The sequence below is a fragment of the Nocardia xishanensis NBRC 101358 genome (assembly GCF_001613365.1).
Taxonomy (GTDB): domain Bacteria; phylum Actinomycetota; class Actinomycetes; order Mycobacteriales; family Mycobacteriaceae; genus Nocardia; species Nocardia xishanensis.
Genome location: NZ_BDCF01000001.1, coordinates 282,392 through 302,507 on the forward strand (window position 1 = coordinate 282,392; position 20,116 = coordinate 302,507).

The 20,116-nt window shown below is 70.9% G+C and carries 1 protein-coding gene (only partly in view); it reads right to left on the reverse strand.

Features of this window, described 5'->3' with window-relative positions; translation table 11 throughout:
• A protein-coding gene (locus NX1_RS01350) for a non-ribosomal peptide synthetase (RefSeq protein WP_068052307.1) crosses the window boundary here: on the reverse strand, positions 1 to 20,116 show its 3' portion. The gene runs 17,117 nt beyond the window's last position; 20,116 of the gene's 37,233 nt are visible here — the last part of the coding sequence; the start codon falls outside the window, past its right edge; it ends in the stop codon at positions 1 to 3.

A 20,116-nucleotide genomic window follows, 5' to 3' on the forward strand; every position in this document is an offset into this window, starting at 1 on the left:
TCACTCCGCGACGACGACGCGGATCTCTTCGTCGGCGGCGTCGGTCGGTTCGCCAGGGGCGACGAACCAGTGGGTGACTTCACCGTCGGCCAGGTCGTCGGCGATGTCGTCGGCCGTGGGGAGCACGGAGAGTGCGCCGGCGGTGGACGTAGCCACGAACTCCCAGAGGGCGGCGCGGCCCGCGGCGGCGGTGGTGAACGTGGTCGACTCGTAGTCGATCGCGTTCTCGTCGCGGATCCGTTCGGCCAGGTCGAGCGCCGCGGTCTGGCTCAGCGCGACCGGCGCGCCGTCGACCAGCTCCACGAAGGCCGGGTGCTCTTCGCCGAGCGAGCGCACCCGGTCCGCGTAGGACACCGGGTGTCCGGCGGCGGCCGCCAGTTCGCCCTGCACCTGCGGATCGCTCGGCACGAGCCAGCGCAGCGTGCCCTCGGCCACCGCCTCGCCGATACCGAAACTCGCTCCGGCCGCGACGATCTCGTCCGCGCTCAGGCCCGAGGCGAACAGGCAGGCGGCGCCCGCCTTCTGCACCGCCCATGCCGCGACCACGGCGTCGACACCGCGCGGCAGCGCCACCGCGACGACGTCGCCGGGACCAGTGCCCCGCGCGATCAGCACCCGAGCCAGCTGCGAGGAGCGCCGATCCAGCACGTGGTAGGCGATCTCGTCGCCGTCCACGAGCAGTGCGGGCGCCTGCGGATCCGCCTCGACCACGTCGGCGAGCACTGTCGCCACGGTCCGCGTGCCGACCCGGTTCGCCGACTCCGGCACCGCGGCCGTCGTCGCCACGCCGGACTCGGCGAGCAGCTGGGCGCGTTCGGCGCTGTCCAGGATGTCGATGTCGCCGACGAGCCCGGACGGGTCGCCGAGCAGCGAGTCCAGCACCCGCACCAACCGGGTGGACAGCGTCTGCACCTCCTCGGCCGTGAACCGGCTGAGCAGGTACTCGAGGCTGATCTCCAGGATCGACTCGGCCGCGACCTTCAGCGTCAGCGGGTAGTGCGTCGTGTTGCTGACGTCCACCCCGGTCACCGACATGCCGTCGATCGAGCTCGCCGCCTCGATCGCCTCGCGGTCGATCGGGTAGGACTCGAACACGAACAGCGTGTCGAACTGCGACCCGGCCCCCGCCGCCCGCTGGATGTCGGCCAGGCCGACGTAGTGGTGATCCAGCAGATCGGCCTGCTCGCGCTGCAACTGGCGCAGCTGGTCCTCGATGGTGGCGCGGTCATCGATGCGCACCCGGACGGGCAGCGTGTTGATGAACAGACCGACCATCGATTCGACGCCTGGCAGCTCGGCGGGCCTGCCCGACACCGTGGCGCCGAAGGTCACGTCCGAGCGTCCGGTGAGCCTGCCGAGCAGGATGCCCCATGCCGCCGACACCAGAGTGTTCACCGTGATGCCGAGTTCGGCGCAGTGCTTGGTGAGCCTGCGGGTGCGGTCGGCGTCGAGGTGGGTGACCAGCTTGCCGGTCTGGTACCCCTCGGCCGAACCCGGTTGCGGGGCAAGCTCGGTCGGCTCGTCGAGTCCCTCGAACGCACCCGCCCACGTCCGCAGCGAGGCGTTCAGGTCGCGGCCCGAGAGCCACTCCAGGAACGTCCGGTAGGACGCGACCTCGGGCAGCGCGGAGGCGTCGCCGCGCACCGCGTACAGGACCAGCAGGTCCTGCATCAGCAGCGGCATCGACCAGCCGTCCAGCAGCACGTGGTGGGTGCTGATGACCAGGTGCCAGTGGTCGGCGGCGGTGCGGTACAGCCCGTAGCGCACCAGCGGCGGCACGGCCATGTCGAACCGCTGCGCCAGGTCTTCGGCGAGCCGCCTGCGCAGTTCCGCCTCCCGCTCGGCCTCGGGCAGATCGGTGAGATCCACCTCGCGCCACGGCACCTCGACACCGTCCAGCGCGATCTGCACGGACTGGCCCGTGGAGTCGGTGACGAACGCGGTGCGCAGGTTCGGGTAGCGGTCGAGCAGCGCCTGCGCCGAGGCGTGCAGCCGTTCGGCGTCCACCTCGCCGCTCAGCTCCACCACGGCCTGCATGTTGTAGACGTCCACGGTGGCCGTGGTCATCAGCGCGTGGAAGAGCAGACCGGACTGCAGCGGCGTGAGCGGCCAGACCTCGGTGAGGCCGGGGTAGCTCCGCTCCCACAGCTCGATGTCGGTCTGGCCGACCCGCACCAGCGGCATGTCGGACGGCGTGTGGCCGCCCGCGTCGGGCCTGCGGACCCGGGTGGCCAGCGCGGTCAGCGCGGACACCCAGGTCTCGGCGAGTTCGCCGACGCGCTCTGCCGTGAGCAGGCCGGTCGGGAACGCGAACGACGCCACCAGCTCCGGTCCGCTCGCACCGTCGAGCACCATCGCGTCGATGTCGAGCGCCGCGGCCGCCGGCCGGGCGGGGTCGGCGACGGTGACGATCTCGGCGGGCAGCGCGCCCAGGTAGCGGAAGGCGACCTGTGCGGCGTCGGCCAGTCCGAGCAGCCCGTGACCACGCCCGTTGTCGGGCACGGCGAGCAGCTGCTCCTTGACCGCCTTCAGGATCCGATCCACCGCGACTCCGCCCGCGAAGGCGTCGCCGAGGTCGGCGCCGTCCAGATCGATCCGCACCGGGTGGGCGAGGTCGAACCAGCCGAGCGTGCGATCCAGGTGCGCGGCGCCCGCGGCGTGCGCGGCGCGCCCATCGCCAGCGAGGCGTACCAGCGCGGCGCCGCCGTGCTGTTCGCCGCGCCAGCGCACCAGCGCCATGGCAAGCGCCGCGAGCAGCGCGTCGGCCGCCGCGCCGTGGAAGCGGGCAGACGCGGTGTTCAGCACCGCGTCGGTCACCTCGGCGGGCACGGTGATCCGCACGCGGTCCACGGTCGCCGCGGTGTCGATCGCGGGATCGAACGCCCGCGCGCCGAGCAGCGGCTCGTCCGTCGCCGAGATCTCCTGCCAGAACGGCAGTTCCGATTCGTGCGCGGCGGCCTCGTCGGCGGCCACGCTGTGCGCCCAGCGCCGCAGCGTGGTGCCGGTCGCGGGCAGCTCGAGCGGCGCGTCGACGCCGAGTTGCTCGGCCGCGGTGGTCAGTTCGGCGAGCAGGACCCGCCACGACTGCGCGTCCACCGCGAAACGGTGTGCCACGACCAGCAATTCGTCGGGACGGTTGTCCGCGAAGGTGAACAGCACGAACTGCGCCAGCACGCCTGTTTCGGGATCGAGCCGGTCGACCGCGGCGGCGCGCTCGACCGCGAGCAGGTCGCCGTACTCGGCGCCCTTCTCGACCCGGACCTCGCACAGCAGCGGTTCCACGTCGATGCGCGGCATGGCCTCGAACACCCAGCCTTTGCCCTCCGCACGCAGTGTCGTGTGCAGTGCGTCGTGCCGGTCGAACAGCGCCTCGAGCGCGTCGAGCAGCGTGTACCAGTCGAGCGCGGCGGGCAGCGGAAGCAGCGCGGACTGCGCGAACCGACGGAACGGCGCACCGCCTGCCAGGGCGGCGGCCACCGCGGGCGGCAGCGGCATCTCGCCGACACCGCCGCCGGGCAGTTCGGCAGGCTGTTCCCGCTCGGCCTGCGTCGCGGTCGCGATGGCCGCCAGCGCGGCCACGCTGCGCTGGTCGAACACGTCGCGGACGCTGAACTCGACGCCGAGCGCCTTGGCCCGCGACACCAGCTGGATCGACAGGATGCTGTTGCCGCCGAGCGCGAAGAAGTCGTCGTCGGCGCCGATGTGCTCGACGTCGAGGACGTCGCTGAACACGCCGGCCACGATCTGCTCGGCCGGGGTCACCGGCGCGCGGAACGCCGCCTTCTCGAACGTCGGCTGCGGCAGCGCGTTGCGGTCCAGCTTGCCGTTCGCGTTGAGCGGCAAGGCTTCCAGCGCCATGAAGGCGCTCGGCACCATGTAGGACGGCAGGTCCGCCGCCAGCGCCGACTGGAGCTTGCGCTTGTCCAGCTCGCCGGTCTCCGGGTCGATTCCGGTCGCCGACGGCACGACGTAGGCGACGAGCCGATCACCGAGGCCGGGATCGTTGTGCGCGAGCACCGCCGCCGCGGCGATCGTCTCCTGCCGCAGCAGCGCGGCCTCGATCTCGCCGAGCTCGATGCGGAAGCCGCGGATCTTCACCTGGAAGTCGGTGCGGCCACGGTATTCCAGCTCACCGCCCGCGCTCCAGGCGACCAGGTCACCGGTGCGGTACATCCGCGCGCCCGGCTCGCCGAACGGGTTGGCGACGAACCGTTCCGCGGACAGGTCGGGTCGGGCGAAGTAGCCGCGCGCCAATTGCGCACCGGCCAGGTACAACTCGCCGGAGACGCCGACCGGAACCGGGCGCAGGCGCGAATCCAGCACGTAGACCTGGCTGTTCCACTCCGGCGCGCCGATCGAGACGGAGAACTCGTCGGCCACCGTGACGGCGTGGTTGGTGATCGACACCGCCGCCTCGGTCGGGCCGTACAGGTTGTACAGCCCGGCCGCGTTGGCGCGCCGGAACTTCTGCGCGGTCGCCGCGGGCAGCGCCTCGCCGATGGCGAGGACGCGGCGCAGCGAATTCGGCATGCGTCCATCGGATTCGGTGAGCAGCGCGTCCAGCATCGACGGAACCACGTGCAACGTGGTCACACCGGTCGAGCGCATCAGCTCGTTCAGGTACGCGGGGTCGCGGTGACCGTCGGCGGTGGCGATCACCAGGCGACCGCCGCTCACCGCGGCCGACCAGAACTCCCACACCGACAGGTCGAAGGTCGCGGCCGTCTTCAGCAGCACCACGTTCTCGCTGTCGAGGTCGAACTTCGCCGTCTTCCACAGCAACTGGTTCACGATCGCCCCGTGCGGCACCGCCACACCCTTGGGCTGACCCGTCGAACCCGACGTGAAGATCACATACGCCGTATTCGCCGCGACCAGAACACCATTGCGCTCGTCGGCCGCGATGGGCGCATCCGAGTGAGCGGACAGATCCAGCTCGTCGATCGCGACGGTCTGCGCCGCGGCGGTCTCGAACGCGTCCCTGGCCGTGGTCAGCACGCACACCGGCGCGGCCGTGCCGAGGATGTAGTCGACACGATCCACCGGCTGATCCGGATCGATCGGCACGTACGCCGCACCGGCCTTGGCGACCGCGTACATCGCGATCACCAGGTCCGTCGACCGGCGAATCGCCAACGCCACCCGATCCTCAGGACGCACACCGCGACCGATCAGGTACCGCGCCAACTGGTTCACCCGAGCATCCAGCTCGGCATAGGTCAGCTGCGTCCGTTCACCGGAAGCGGCGTCGCCGACCAGCGCGACCGTGCCCGCCGCGGCCTCGGCCACGGCGGTGTCGAGCAGCGACACGAGCGTGGCGTCGGTGTCCACCGCGTGCGCGGTGTTGTTCCAGGTGCGGAGGATCCGTTCGCTCTCGGTGTCGGCCAGCAGGTCGATCTCGCCCACCGGCACCGTCACGTCGGCGATCACCGCGTCCAGCACCCGCACGAACCGGTCCGCGAAGCCCTGGACCGTTGCCTCGTCGAACAGGTCGGTGGCGTAACCGAATTCGGTGATGATCTCGGCCGGGGTGCCGTCGTCGGCGTACCGGTCATAGAGCGTCACGTGCAGGTCGGTCTTGGCCAGCTGCGAGTTGAAGTTGACCGCGCTCACCTGGAGCCCGGGCAGCGTCAACGTGGTCTCGGCCAAGTTCTGGAAGGACAGGCCGACCTGGAACAGCGGGTTGCGCGCGGTGGAGCGCTCCGGGTTCAGCACCTCGACGAGGCGCTCGAACGGAACGTCCGCGTTGGCGAACGCCTCCAGGTCGCGTTCGCGCACGTCGGCGAGCAGGTCGGCGAAGCGGTCGCCCGGCTGCACCGCGGTGCGGAACACCAGCGTGTTCACGAACATGCCGATCAGATCGTCGAGTTCGCGCTCACCGCGACCGGCGATCGGCGTCCCGACCGCGATGTCCTCGGTGCCGGACAGCCGCGCGAGCAGCACCGCGAGCGCCGCGTGCACGACCATGAACAGCGAGGCGTTGTTGGCGCGGGCCAGCTCGGCCAGCTCGGCGTGCCGCCGCGGCGAGAGCTCGAAGCGCAGCGCCTTGCCGTGGAACGACTGCGCGGGCGGGCGCGGCCGGTCCGCGGGCAGCTCCAGCTGATCGGGCAGCCCGGCGAGCGCGGACTTCCAGTAGGCGACCTGACGTGCGGCCACCGACTCCGGATCGTCCTCCGAGCCGAGCACCGCGCGCTGCCACAGCGCGTAGTCGGCGTACTGCACCGGCAGCGGCGTCCACTGCGGTGCGTCGCCGCCGACCCTGGCCACGTAGGCGGCCATCAGGTCGCGGGCCAGCGGGCCCATCGACGCGCCGTCCGCCGACACGTGGTGCACGACGAACGCGATCACGTGCTCCTGCTCGGAGATGCGGAACAGCGCGACGGCCAGCGGCACCTCGGTGGTGACGTCGAAGGTGGTCATGGCGAACGCGATGACCCGCTCGATCAGCTCCGACTCGTCGATCTGGACCGGGTCCAGCTGCGGCAGGTTCGCCGGCAGGATCACCTGGTGCGGACCGTCCGCCGAGCTCGGGTAGACGGTGCGCAGCACCTCGTGGCGGGCGAACACGTCGCCGATCGCCTGCTCCAGCGTGCGCACGTCGAGCGCGCCGGAGAGCCGGACGGCCAGCGGGATGTTGTCCACCGCCGAGGTGGCCGTGTCGAACTGGTTGAGGAACCAGTACCGCGCCTGCGCGGGCGAGAGCGGAATACGCTCCGGCCGCTGCGCCGCGGTGAGTTCCGGACGCGACCGGCCGGACCCGGCGATGCGCTCGACCCTGGTCGACAGCGCGGCCACGGTGGACGCCTCGAACAGGTCACGCACCGTGAGCTGGGTGTCGAGCGCCGCGCCGAGGCGCGCGGTCACCTGGGTGGCGACCAGCGAGTTACCGCCCAGCTCGAAGAAGTCGTCGTCCAGGCCGACGCGGGCAACGCCGAGCACGTCGCCGAAGGTGCCCGCCACGATCTCCTCGATCGGCGTCGAGGGCGCGCGGAACGCCTTGACCTCGAACACCGGCGCAGGCAGCGCCTTGCGGTCCAGCTTGCCGGAGGCGTTCAGCGGGAACTCGTCGAGCACCACGAACGCCGAGGGCACCATGTACGCGGGCAACTCGCCGCCCAGCTCGGTCCGCACGGACTCGACGTCGATCGCCTGACCGGCGGTCGCGATGACGTAGCCGACCAGCTGGTCACCGAGACGCTCGTCCGAGCGAACGACGACGACGGCCTGGGCGATCGCGTCCAGCGCGGTGAGCGCGGCCTCGATCTCGCCGAGCTCGATGCGCAGACCGCGCAGCTTCACCTGGAAGTCGGTGCGGCCCAGGTATTCCAGCTCGCCGTTCTTGGGCCCACCAGTCGCCCGGCCACCGCCCCCCATCGAATCGCTTCGCGATGCGGGAACCCACTTGACCAGGTCGCCGGTGCGGTACATCCGCTCGCCTGCGGCGAACGGGTTGGCCACGAACCGATCCGAGGTCAGATCCGGCCGCGCGACGTAGCCGCGCGCCAGCTGGATACCGGCCAGGTACAGCTCACCCGCGACGCCGACCGGCACCGGATGCAGGCGCGAATCCAGCACGTACACGCGGGTGTTGAACACCGGCGCGCCGATCGGCACCGACACCGTGTCGTCCTCGGTGACCTCGTGATAGGTCACGTCGACCGCGGCCTCGGTCGGGCCGTACAGGTTGTGCAGGCGCGCACCGGTCAGTTCCTGCAAACGCTGCGCCGTCACCGCGGGCAGCGCCTCGCCGGAGGCGAAGACGTTGCGCAGGCTGGTGCATTCGTCCGCGCGCTCCTCGGCGACGAACACCGACATCATCGACGGCACGAAGTGCGCTGTGGTGACCCGCTCGCGCTTGATCACCTCGACCAGGTAGCCGGGATCGCGGTGACCGTCCGGCTTGGCGACCACCAAGCGCGCGCCGATCTGCAAGGGCCAGAAGAACTCCCACACCGACACGTCGAAGGTCGCGGGGGTCTTCTGCAACACCACGTCGGTGCCGTCCAGCCCGTACTCGGACTGCATCCACACCAAGCGGTTCACAATCGCCTCGTGCGAGACCGCCACACCCTTCGGGCGACCGGTCGAACCCGACGTGAAGATCACGTACGCGGTGTTCGAAGGACGCAGCGGGGCACGACGTTCCGTGTCCGATACGGGGGTGTCGTCGTAGGTCGACAGGTCGAGCGTGTCGATCTCGAGCGCGGTGACCGCGCCCGCGTCGAAGCCGTCCCGCGAGGTGGTGAGCACGCACACCGGGTCGGCCAGATCCAGCACGTAGCGGGTGCGGTCGGCCGGGTGATCCGGATCCAGCGGCACATAGGCGCCGCCCGCGATGCTCACCGCGTACATGCCGACGACCAGCTCCAGCGAGCGACGCATGCCGAGCGCGACGAGCGAGTCGGGCCCGACGCCGGAGGCGATCAGGCGCCGCGCCAAACGGTGTGCGCGAGAGGCGAACTCGGCGTAGGAAAGACTCGCTCCCTCGAAGGTCAGCGCCGTCGCGTCCGGCGTCAGCGCCGCCTGCGCCTCGAACATCGACACCAGGGTCGCGTCGCGGTCGACCCGGCGCGCCGTGGCGTTCCAGGTCTGCACCACGGTGGTGCGCTCGCCGGCGTCGAGCAGGTCGACGTCGCCGATCTGCACCGCGGGATCGGCGATCACCGCGTCCAGCATGCGGATCAGGCGATCGGCGAACGAGGCCACCGTGGCCTTGTCGAACATGTCGGCGGCGTAGGCGATCTCGGCCTTCATGCCGTCGGCGGCGGTGCCGGTGAAGTTCAGGTGCAGATCGAACTTCGCGGTCACCACGTCCAGCGGCACGCCGGAGACCTCGAGGCCGGGCAGCTCGAAGGTGGTCTCGCCGGTGTTCTGGAACGAGAGCATCACCTGGAACAGCGGGTGCCGCGCCTGCGAACGCGCCGGGTTCAGCAGCTCGACGAGCCGCTCGAAGGGCAGGTCGGCGTGCCCGAACGCGGCGAGGTCGGCTTCCCTCGTCCTGGTGAGCAGTTCGGCGAACGGCTGGGCCGGGTCGACGGCGCTGCGCAGCACCAGGGTGTTGACGAACATGCCGATGGCGTCGTCGAGCACGGCCTCGCCACGGCCCGCTACCACGGTGCCGATGGCGACGTCGTCGCTGCCGGACAGGCGCGAGAGCAGCGCGGCGAACGCCGCGTGCACCACCATGAACAGGCTCGCGCCGTGTTCGCGGGCAAGTGCCTCGCCCGCCTGTGCGAGCTCGGCCGGGAGCTCGAACTCGTACACACCGCCGCGGTTCGACGCGACGGCGGGACGCTTGCGGTCCGACGGCAGGTCGAGCTGGTCGGGCAGGCCGGCGAGGTTCTGCGACCAGTACGCGACCTGCGCCGCGATCAGCGAGTCCGCGTCGTCCTCGGAGCCCAGCGTCTCGCGCTGCCAGAGCGCGTAGTCGGCGTACTGCACCGGCAGCGGCGCCCAGCCCGGCGCCTCGCCGCGCGAGCGCGCCGCGTAGGCGATCATCACGTCGCGGGCCAGCGGGCCGACCGACCAGCCGTCGCCGGAGACGTGGTGCACCACGAACACCAACACGTGGGTGTCCGGCTGAGAGCCGTCCATCGAACCGGCGATGCGGAACAGCGCGGCGCGCACCGGCACCGCGGCGGTGACGTCGAATCCGGTGAGCATCAGCTCGCTGACGCGCTCCTGAACCTCGGTCTCCGACACCACGATCGGGGTCAGGTCCAGGTTCTCCTGGCCTGCGGGCAGCACGACCTGCACACCCTGGCCGTCGGCGGTCTCCGGGTACACGGTGCGCAGCACCTCGTGCCGGTCGACCACGTCGGCGACCGCCCTGCGCAGCGCGTCGGTGTCGAGCGCGCCGGTGAGCCGCACCGCGAGCGGGATGTTGTTGACCGCGGTCTGGTTGTCGAAGCGGTTGAGGAACCACATCCGCTGCTGCGCCAGCGACAGCGGAATCCGTTCCGGACGCGGCCCGGCGACCAGTTCGCGGCGCCGTCCGCTGCCCGCCTTCGCCGCGGCGCGCGCCGCGAGCGCGGCCACCGTCGGCGCCTCGAACAGCTCGCGCACCGCGAGATCGGCGTCGACCGCCTCGTTGATCCGCGCGACCACCCGGGTGGCCAGCAGCGAGTTACCGCCCAGCGCGAAGAAGTCGTCGTCCAGACCGACCTCGTCGACACCGAGCAGATCGGTGAAGACCGTGGCGACGGCCTGCTCGATCGGGGTGCTCGGCGCGCGGAAGGCCGCGGTGCTGACGAACTCCGGCTCCGGCAGCGCGCGCCGGTCCAGCTTGCCGTTCGTGGTGAGCGGCAGCGTGTCCAGCACCACGAAGGCGTCCGGAACCATGTAAGCGGTCAGGAATTCGGCGACCGCGTCGCGCAGCGCGGCCGGTTCGATGGCGACGCCGGTCTCCGGCACCACGTAACCGACCAAGCGATCGCCCGCGTGCTCGTCGGCGCGGACCAGCACCACCGCTTGGCGTACGCCGTCGCAGCGCATCAGCGCCGACTCGATCTCCCCGAGCTCGATACGGAAGCCGCGCAGCTGCACCTGCTGGTCGCTGCGGCCCGCGTACTCCAGGTTGGCCGCGTCGCCGTCGCCGAACCAGCGGCCGACGTCACCGGAGCGGTACATCCGGGAACCGGGCTCCCCGAAGGGGTTGGCGACGAACCGGCTCGCGGCGAGGCCGGGCCTGCCGAGGTAGCCGCGCGCCAGCTGCGCACCGGTCACATAGATTTCGCCCGCGACACCCACCGGCGCGGGGGCCAGCCGGTTGTCGAGCACGAAGGCGCTCAGGCCGGGCAACGCGCGGCCGATGACGCTGGCCGGGTTGTCGACGTCCTGCTCGTCCAGGGCGAGGAACGACACGTGCACCGTGGTCTCGGTGATGCCGTACATGTTCACCAGGCGCGGCGCGTCCGCCGGATGGCGCTCGTACCAGCGCCGCAGCTGGCGCAGATCGAGCGCTTCACCGCCGAAGATCACGTGGCGCAGCGCGAATTCGCCGTCGTCGTCGGCGGCGCCCGCCGCTCGATCGGCCTCCACCAGCTGGTAGAACGCCGACGGCGTCTGGTTCAGCACGGTGACCCGGTCGCGAACGAGCAACTCGCGGAACAGCTCCGGCGAACGCGAGGTGAGGTAGTCGACCACGACCACCGAACCGCCGTAGGCCAGCGCGCACCACAGTTCCCAGACCGAGAAGTCGAAGGCGAACGAGTGGAACAGCGTCCACACGTCGGACTCGTCGAAGCCGAACAGCGGCTGGGTGTTCGCGAACAACTCGACCGCGTTGCGGTGCGAGACGCCGACGCCCTTGGGCACACCGGTGGAACCGGAGGTGTAGATGACGTAGGCGAGGTTGTCCTGGCGCAGCGGCCGGACGCGATCGGCGTCGGTCACCGGCGCGTCGGACTGCGCCGCGGTCTGCTCCAACAGCAGCAGCGGAATCTCGCCCGCCGGAACGGCGTCCGCGTCCGCCGCGGTGGTCAGCACGCACACCGGCGCGGCATCGGCGAGGGTGAACTCGAGCCGCTGGACGGGGTAGGTGGTGTCGATCGGCACGTACGCCGCGCCGGTCAGCAGCACCGCGTACAGCGCGATCGGCAGTTCCTCGGTACGCGAGACCGCGACCGCCACCTTCGATTCCGGCCCGACGCCGAGCTCGATGAGCGCGCGCGCGATCCGGTTGGCCGCGCGCTGGAACTCGCCGAAGGAGACGGTGGTCGCACCGAAACGCACCGCGGGGGCTTCCGGTCGACGCCGCGCCTGGGCGCTGATCAGGTCGACCAGGGTGACCGCGGGCGCGTCGACGCCCTCGGTGTTCCATTCGCGCAGCACCATTTCGCGCTCGCCGGGGGCGAGCAGGTCGATGTCGCCGACCACCACGCCCGCGTCGGCCGAGACCGCGCCGAGCACGCGCAGCAGGCGATCCGCGAACGCGCGCACCGTGGCCGCATCGAAAAGGTCGGTGGCGAAGCTGAATTCGGCCGACATGCCCTGCGGGCCGCCGTCGGCGCCGAGCTTCTCCTCCAGCGTCAGCTGCAGGTCGAACTTGGCCAGCGGCACCGTCATGTCGACGCCGGACACGGTCAGCCCGGGCAGTTCCAGCACGGTCGGCGCGGTGTTCTGGAAGGTCAGGCCGACCTGGAACAGGGGGTGCCTGCCCGGCGAACGCACCGGGTCGAGCACCTCGACGAGGCGCTCGAACGGCACGTCGGCGTGGCCGAACGCGTCCACGTCCACCCGGCGCACGGTGCGCAGCAGTTCCTCGAACGCGACACCGGGCTCGATCTCCGTGCGCAGCACCAGGGTGTTGACGAACATGCCGATCAGGTCGTCGAGCGCGCGTTCGCCACGGCCCGCGATCGGGGTGCCGATGGCGATGTCCGGGGTGCCGGACAAGCGCGAGAGCAGCACCGCGAGCGCGGCGTGCACGACCATGAACAGCGTCGAATTGTGCTGCTGCGCCAGTGCGCGCAGCGCCGCGTGCACCTCGGCGTCCACGGTGAAGGCCACCGTGTCGCCGCGGTTGGACGCGGTCGCGGGCCGCGGGCGATCGGCGGGCAGGTCCAATTGCTCGACCAGCCCGGACAATTCGTTCTTCCAGAACTCGATTTGACCGGAGACCAGCGAGTCCGGGTCGTCCTCGGCTCCGAGCACCGCGCGCTGCCACAGCGCGTAATCGGCGTACTGCACGTCGAGCGGACGCCACGCGGGCTCCTCGCCGTCGACGCGGGCGCTGTAGGCGATCATCACGTCCCTGGTCAGCGGCCCCATGGAGAAGCCGTCGGCCGAGATGTGGTGCACCACGAGCGCGAGCACATGCTCGGTGGGACTGATCTCGAACAGGCTGGCCCGGAACGGCACCTCGGCGGTGACGTCGAACGCGGTCAGCACGACCTCGGAAAGGCGCTGCGGCAGTTCGTCTTCGGTGATGTCGATCGGCGAGAGATCCGGGATCACCTGCCCGGTCGGGACGATCTGCTGGTAGCCGACGCCGCCGATCTCCGGGTAGTAGGTGCGCAGCGACTCGTGGCGTGCCAGCACGTCGGCCACCGCGACCTGCAATGCCTGCCGGTCGAGCAGACCCGAGAGCCGCACCGCGGCCGGGATGTTGTCGGCCGCGGCCGCCGCGCTGTGCTCGGCGGCGTTGCCGCCCATGTTGAACCGGTTGAGGAACCACATGCGCTGCTGCGCCAGCGAGAGCGGCACCCGCTCCGGCCGCCGCTGCGGGGTGAGCGCCGCCCTTCCGCCCGCGCCCGCCTTCGACTCGGTGCGGGCCGCGAGGGCCGCCACGGTCGAGGCCTCGAACAGCTCGCGGACCCCGAGATCGGTCTCCAGCGCCGCGGACAGCCGCGCTGCCACCTGGGTGGCGGTGAGCGAGTTGCCGCCGAGCGCGAAGAAGTCGTCGTCCAGGCCGACCCGATCGAGGCCGAGCACGTCGGCGAAGGTGCGCGCGACGATCTCCTCCACCGGCGTGGTCGGCGCGCGGAACACCGCGGCCTCGAACACCGGCGCGGGCAGCGCCTTGCGGTCCAGCTTGCCGGAGGCGTTGAGCGGGAACTCGTCGAGCACGACGACCACCGCGGGCACCATGTAGGCGGGCAGCTGCCTGCCGAGGTCCTCGCGCACCACGTCGCCGTCGACGCGCGCGTTCGGCGCGGCCACGACGTAGGCCACCAGCTGATCCCCGGTGCGCTGATCGCCGCGCACCATGACCACCGACTGCGCGATCTCGTCCAGCGCGGTGAGCGCCGACTCGATCTCGCCCAGTTCGATGCGCAGACCGCGCAGCTTCACCTGGAAGTCGGTCCGGCCCAGGTATTCCAGCTCGCCGTCGGCGTTCCAGGCCACCAGGTCGCCGGTGCGGTACATGCGCTGTCCGTCGGCGAACGGGTTGGCCACGAAACGGTCGGCGGTCAGATCCGGCCGCGCCACGTAGCCGCGCGCCAGCTGGACGCCTGCCAGGTACAGCTCACCCGCGACGCCGACCGGCGCCGGGCGCAGCCGCGAATCCAGCACGTACACCTGGGTGTTGAACACCGGTGCGCCGATCGGCACGGTGTCGGTGTCGGCCTCGGTCACCCGGTGGTAGGTGACGTCGACCGCGGCCTCGGTCGGGCCGTACAGGTTGTGCAGCTCGGCCCCGGTCAGCTCGCGCAGGCGGTGCGCGGGCTTGGGCGGCAACGCCTCACCGGAGGCGAACACCATGCGCAGCGCGTCGCAGCGGGCCGCGGCCGCGTCGGCGACGAACACCGCGAGCATGGACGGCACGAAGTGGGTGACCGTGATCCGCTCGGTCGCGATGACCTCGGCCAGGTACGCCGGATCGCGGTGACCGTCCGGCTTGGCGACCACCAAGCGCGCGCCGATCTGCAAGGGCCAGAAGAACTCCCATACCGACACGTCGAACGTGGCGGGCGTCTTCTGTAGCACCGCGTCGGACTCGGTGAGCCCGTACTCGGACTGCATCCACACCAAGCGGTTCACGATCGCCTCGTGCGAGACCGCCACACCCTTCGGGCGACCGGTCGAACCCGACGTGAAGATCACGTACGCGGTGTTCGACGGACGCAGCGGGGCACGACGCTCGGCATCGGTCACCGGCGCCTCGGACACACCGGACAGGTCGAGCAGATCGATGCGCACCTGCGCGGTGTCGATCTCCAGATCGCTGCCCGAAGTCAGCACACACACCGGATCTGCCGTGGCGAGAATGTATTCCGTGCGCTCGGCCGGGTGATCCGGATCGAGCGGCACGTACGCGCCGCCCGCGACGGTGACGGCGTACATGCCGACGACCAGGTCGATCGAGCGCCGCATGCCGAGCGCCACCGCGGACTCCGGGCCGACGCCGCGTTCGATGAGCCAGCGCGCCAGGCGATAGACCCGTCCCGCGAACTCGTCGTAGGACAGACTCGTCCCCTCGAAGGTCAGCGCGGTCGCCGCGGGCGTCTCGGCCAGCTGCGCTTCGAACTTCGACACCAGCGTCGCCGCCGCGTCGACCTCGTGCGCGGTCTCGTTCCAGCCGGACACCACGAGCTCGCGCTCGGCGGTGTCGAGCAGCTCGATATCGCCGACGGCCACGCCGGGATCGGCGGTGACGGCGGCGAGCACCCGGACCAGGCGGTCGGCGATGCGGCGCACGGTCTGCTCGTCGAACAGGTCGCGCAGGTAGCCGGCGCGGATGCGCAGGCGCGAATCCAGCTGCGCGATCAGCGTCAGCGGGTAATGCGTGGCGTCGGCGGCCTCCAGGTCGGCCACCGCCATGCCGTCGATGTCGGCGGCCTGGGCGCGGATGCCCTCGGCGTCCACCGGGTACGACTCGAACACCACGAGGGTGTCGAACAGCGCGCCGACGCCTGCGGCGGACTGGATGTCGGCCAGCCCGATGTAGTGGTGGTCGAGCAGGTCGGCCTGCTCGCCCTGGGTGCGGACCAGCAGGTCGCGCGCCGACTCCGCGGGATCGAAGCGCACCCGCACCGGAACAGTGTTGATGAACAGACCCACCATGGATTCCACGCCGGCCAGCTGGGCCGGGCGGCCGGAGACCGTGGTGCCGAACAGCACGTCATCGGCGCCGGTCGTGCGGCCGACCAGGATGCCCCAGGCCACCTGGAGCACCGTGTTCGGGGTGACGCCGAGCGAACTCGCCAGCGCGGTGAGCCGCGCGGTCGCCGCCTCGTCGAGGTCGAACAGGTACTCGCCGGACAGCGCGGTGATCTCGCGACCGGCGTCGGGGCGGGCGAGCAGCGTCGGCTCGCTCACCCCGCGCAGCGCCGCCGACCAGGCGGCCAGCGAGGCCGAATGATCCTGGCGCGCGGTCCAATCCAGGAAGTGGCGGTAAGAGCGCACGGCGGGCAGCGCGGTGGCGTCGGCGTGCACCGCGTAGAGCACGAGCAGGTCGCGCATGAGCAGCGGCATCGACCAGCCGTCGAGCAGGATGTGGTGGTTGGACACCACGAACTGCCAGCGGTGGTCTTCCACCTGGATCAGCGTGAAGCGGATCAGCGGCGGCGCGTCGAGGTCGAACCGGCGCATGCGGTCGGCCTCGATCAGGTCGGCGGCCGAACCGGTCGCGATCCGGTCGTGCTCGGCCCACGCGACCCGCACGCTGTCGAGCACCACCTGCACGGGGTTGCCGTCGTTGTCGCTGACGAACGCGGTGCGCAGGTTCTCGTAGCGGTCGACCAGCGCCTGCGCGGCGGCCCGCAGCCGGGCCGCGTCGACCCGGCCGGTGAGGGTGAGCACTGCCTGCGCGGTGTAGACGTCCACCGAGCTCGCGGCCAGGCGGGCGTGGAAGAGCAGACCCGCCTGCAGTGCGGACAGCGGCCACACGTCGGCCAGCGCTGGGAAGCGCCGCTCCCAGACCTCGATGTCGCGCTGGCTCGCGCGCACCAGGGCGAAGTCGGACGGCGTGTGCCCGCCCGCTCCGGTCGAATTCGCGTGCCGGGCAACTGCTTCCAGCGCGGTGGTCCACAGCTCGGCGAACTCGCGCACCTCGGCGGCGTCGAGCAGGGTGGCCGGGAAGCCGATGTTCGCGGTGAGCTTGTCGCCCACCACGATCGCGTTGACGTCCAGCGGGGCCATGGCGGGCATGTCGGCGTCGTAGGCGCCGCCGAGCGCGCCGAGTTCCGGCGCCGGGGTCCAGCCGAAGCCGCGCAACGCCTCGGGCACGTCGCTGTCGGAGACGCGGCCGAGGTAGTTGAAGCTCACCTGGCCGGGCAATTGTGCGGGCAACTCGCCGGCCGTGCGCCGGTTGAGGTAGCGCAGCAGGCCGTAGCCGATGCCCTTGTCCGGGACGGCGAGCAGCTGTTCCTTGACCGCCTTCACGGCCTTGGACAGCTCGACGCCGCCCGCGAGCGCGGCGTCCATGTCGACGCCGGTCAGGTCGAGCCGCACCGGGAAGATGGCGGTGAACCAGCCGACCGTGCGGGACAGGTCGGCGCCGGGGACGACGTCTTCCTCGCGGCCGTGGCCTTCCAGGCGGATCAGCAGCGCGTCGTCGGTGCGCGCGCCGGCCCGGCCCGACCGCCACCTCGCGGTCGCCAGCGCGAGCGCGGTGAGCAGGCCGTCGTTCACGCCGCCGTGGAACAGCGCGGGCACCGTGGTGAGCAGCGCCTTGGTGACCTCGGCGGAGACCTCGACCTGAACCTTCTCGATCGCGCCGGAGACATCGACAGCGGGGTCCATCGGACGCGCGGTCAGCAGCGGATCCGGAGTGTCGGTCACCGCGCGCCAGTAGTCGAGTTCGGCGACCCGCGACGGGCTTTCGGCCTCGCGCTCCAGCGCGTGCGCCCAGGCTCGCATCGAGGTCGCGGGAGCCACCAGCTCGGGCCGCTGGCCCGCGGTCAGCTGGCCCCAGGCCGCGACGAAGTCCGGCACCAGGATGCGCCACGAGACGCCGTCCACCACCAGGTGGTGGGCGACCACGATCAGACGGCCCATCCGGCCGCCGCCGGCCGGGTCGAGCCACACGAACCGAACCACGACACCGGCCGCGGGGTCGAGCCGGTCCAGCGCGGAATCCAATGCGGCCGAGGCGATGTCGAGCAGTTCGGCGTCGGTCGCCGCGGCCGGGAACTCGACCCGCTCGATCAGCGCGTCCACGTCGATGTCGCCCGGCTCGGCGGTCTGCACCGCCCAGTCGTCGCCGTCGCGGTAGAGCCGCGAGCGCAGCATGTCGTGCCGGTCGATCACCGCGCCGACGGTCGTCGCGATGCCCGCGCGGTCGATGCCGAGCGGCAACTCCAGCGCGAGGGTCTGGTTGAACCGGCCGAAGGAACCGGGGCGCTCGGCCATGAACCGCACCACCGGGGTGAGCGGCATGGGACCGACACCGGCGCCGGGCAATTCGGCGAGCGCGGCGACAGCGGGAGCCGCCGCGTCGGCGGTCTCGGCCACCGCGGCCAGGCCCGCGACGGTCTTCTGCTCGAACACGTGCCGCGGCGTGAACACCACGCCGCGCGCCTTGGCGCGCGAGACCAGCTGGATCGAGACGATGCTGTCGCCGCCGAGCGCGAAGAAGGAGTCGTCGACGCCGACCCGCTGCACGCCGAGCACCTCGGCGAACACCTCGGCGATGATCTGCTCGACCGGCGTGCGCGCGGCGCGGAACACGACCTCGGTCGCGAACACCGGCTCGGGCAGCGCCTTGCGGTCCAGCTTGCCGTTCGGGCTCAGCGGCATGGCGTCGAGCCCCACGATGGCCGACGGCACCATGTACGACGGCAGGTGCGCGGCCAAATGGGTGCGCAGATCGTCGAGATCGACGACGGTGCCGTTGACGGGCACCACATAGCCGACGAGCTGATCGCCGATATGCGCGTCCGAGCGCACCAGCGCGACCGCTTGGGAAACCGAATCGTGCGCGGTCAGGGCGGTTTCGATCTCACCGAGCTCGATACGCAGACCACGCAACTTCACCTGGAAGTCGGTGCGGCCGACGTAGACGATCGCACCATCGGCATCCCGGGTGACCAGGTCACCCGTGCGGTACATGCGCTCCCCTGTGCCGAATGGGTTAGCCACAAAGCGATCCGCGGTCAAATCCGTACGACCGAAGTAGCCACGTGCCAGCTGAGCGCCCGCGAGATAGAGCTCACCCGCAACACCCGGTGCGACCGGATGCAGGCGCGAATCAAGCACGTACGCCTGGGCATTCCACACCGGCAGACCGATCGGCACCGCGCCCTCGACCGCGGACGCGACCGGGCCGTGAGTGGCGTGCACAGTGAATTCAGTGGGGCCGTACAGGTTGTACAGCCCTACCCCGGACACCTTGCGGATCGCTCGAACCGCATCCGAGGTGAACGCCTCACCGGCGATGAACAGCAGGCGCAACGAACCCAGTTCGACGCTGAGACCCGCGGTATCGACGTAACCCGCGAACACGGTCAGCATGGACGGCACGAACGAGGTCATGGTGACCCGCTCCGCCGCGATCACATCCACCAGATACTGCGGATCCCGATGGCCATCCGGGCTGGCGACCACCATGCGGCCACCGGTGGACAGCGGACCGAACAACTCCCACACCGACACATCGAACGTCGCGGGGGTCTTGAACAGCACCACGTCTTCGGCATCGATGCCATATTCGCCAGTAATCCAGCGAATCTGATTCACCACCGCCGAATGCGGCACCGCCACCCCCTTGGGGCGACCGGTCGAACCAGAGGTGAAAATGACATACGCCGGGTTCGACGGACGCAACGGCGCGATCCGCTCAGCAGCCGACACCGGCTCGGCGGAGTAGCCGGACAAATCCAGCTCGTCGATCGACAGCGTTGGCAGCTCCACACCATCGAAGCCATCACGCGCGGTCGTCAGCACACAGACCGGTGCCGCCGACTCGAGGACATAGTTCACCCGCTCGGCAGGCTGATCCAGATCCAGGGGCACATAACCACCACCGGCCTCATGCACCGCGTACGCGGCGATCACGAAGTCGACCGAACGCCGCAACCCAAGCGCGACAAGGCTTTCTGGACCGACACCGGCCTCGATCAGCCTGCGCGCCAACCGGTGCACGCGAGCACCGAACTCCGCATAGGTCAGCGAACTACCGTCGGCCGGATCGACAATCGCCACCGAATCCGGCGTAGCCTGCGCCTGCGCCGCGAACAGCTCGACCAGAGTTGCCGCCGAACCGATCTCCCGCGCGGTGTCATTCCAGCCGCGCAGTGCCCAAGCGACCTCGACCTCGTCCAGCAGCGCGATATCACCGACAGCGCGATCGGGCGTCGCGACAACGGCCGCGAGCAGCCGCTCGAAACGCTGCGCGAGCAGCGCCGCCGACTCGGCGTCGAAGAGTTCGGTGGCATAGGTGAGCGCCAGTGTCATGCCGTTGGAACCGGTTTCCGACAGCGTGAACTGCAGGTCGACACGGGCGACGTTCTCTTCGAGATCGAGCGCGGACACCGAGAGACCGGGCAGCTCGAGCGCGGTCCGCTCCAGGTTCTGGAAGGCCAGCATCACCTGGAACAGCGGGTTGCGCGCCTGCGACCGCTCCGGCGCGAGCAGCTCGACCAGGCGCTCGAACGGCACATCGGCATTGCCGTATGCGTCGAGGTCGGTCTTGCGGACGCGGGCGAGCAGGTCGGTGAAGGATTCGCCGTTG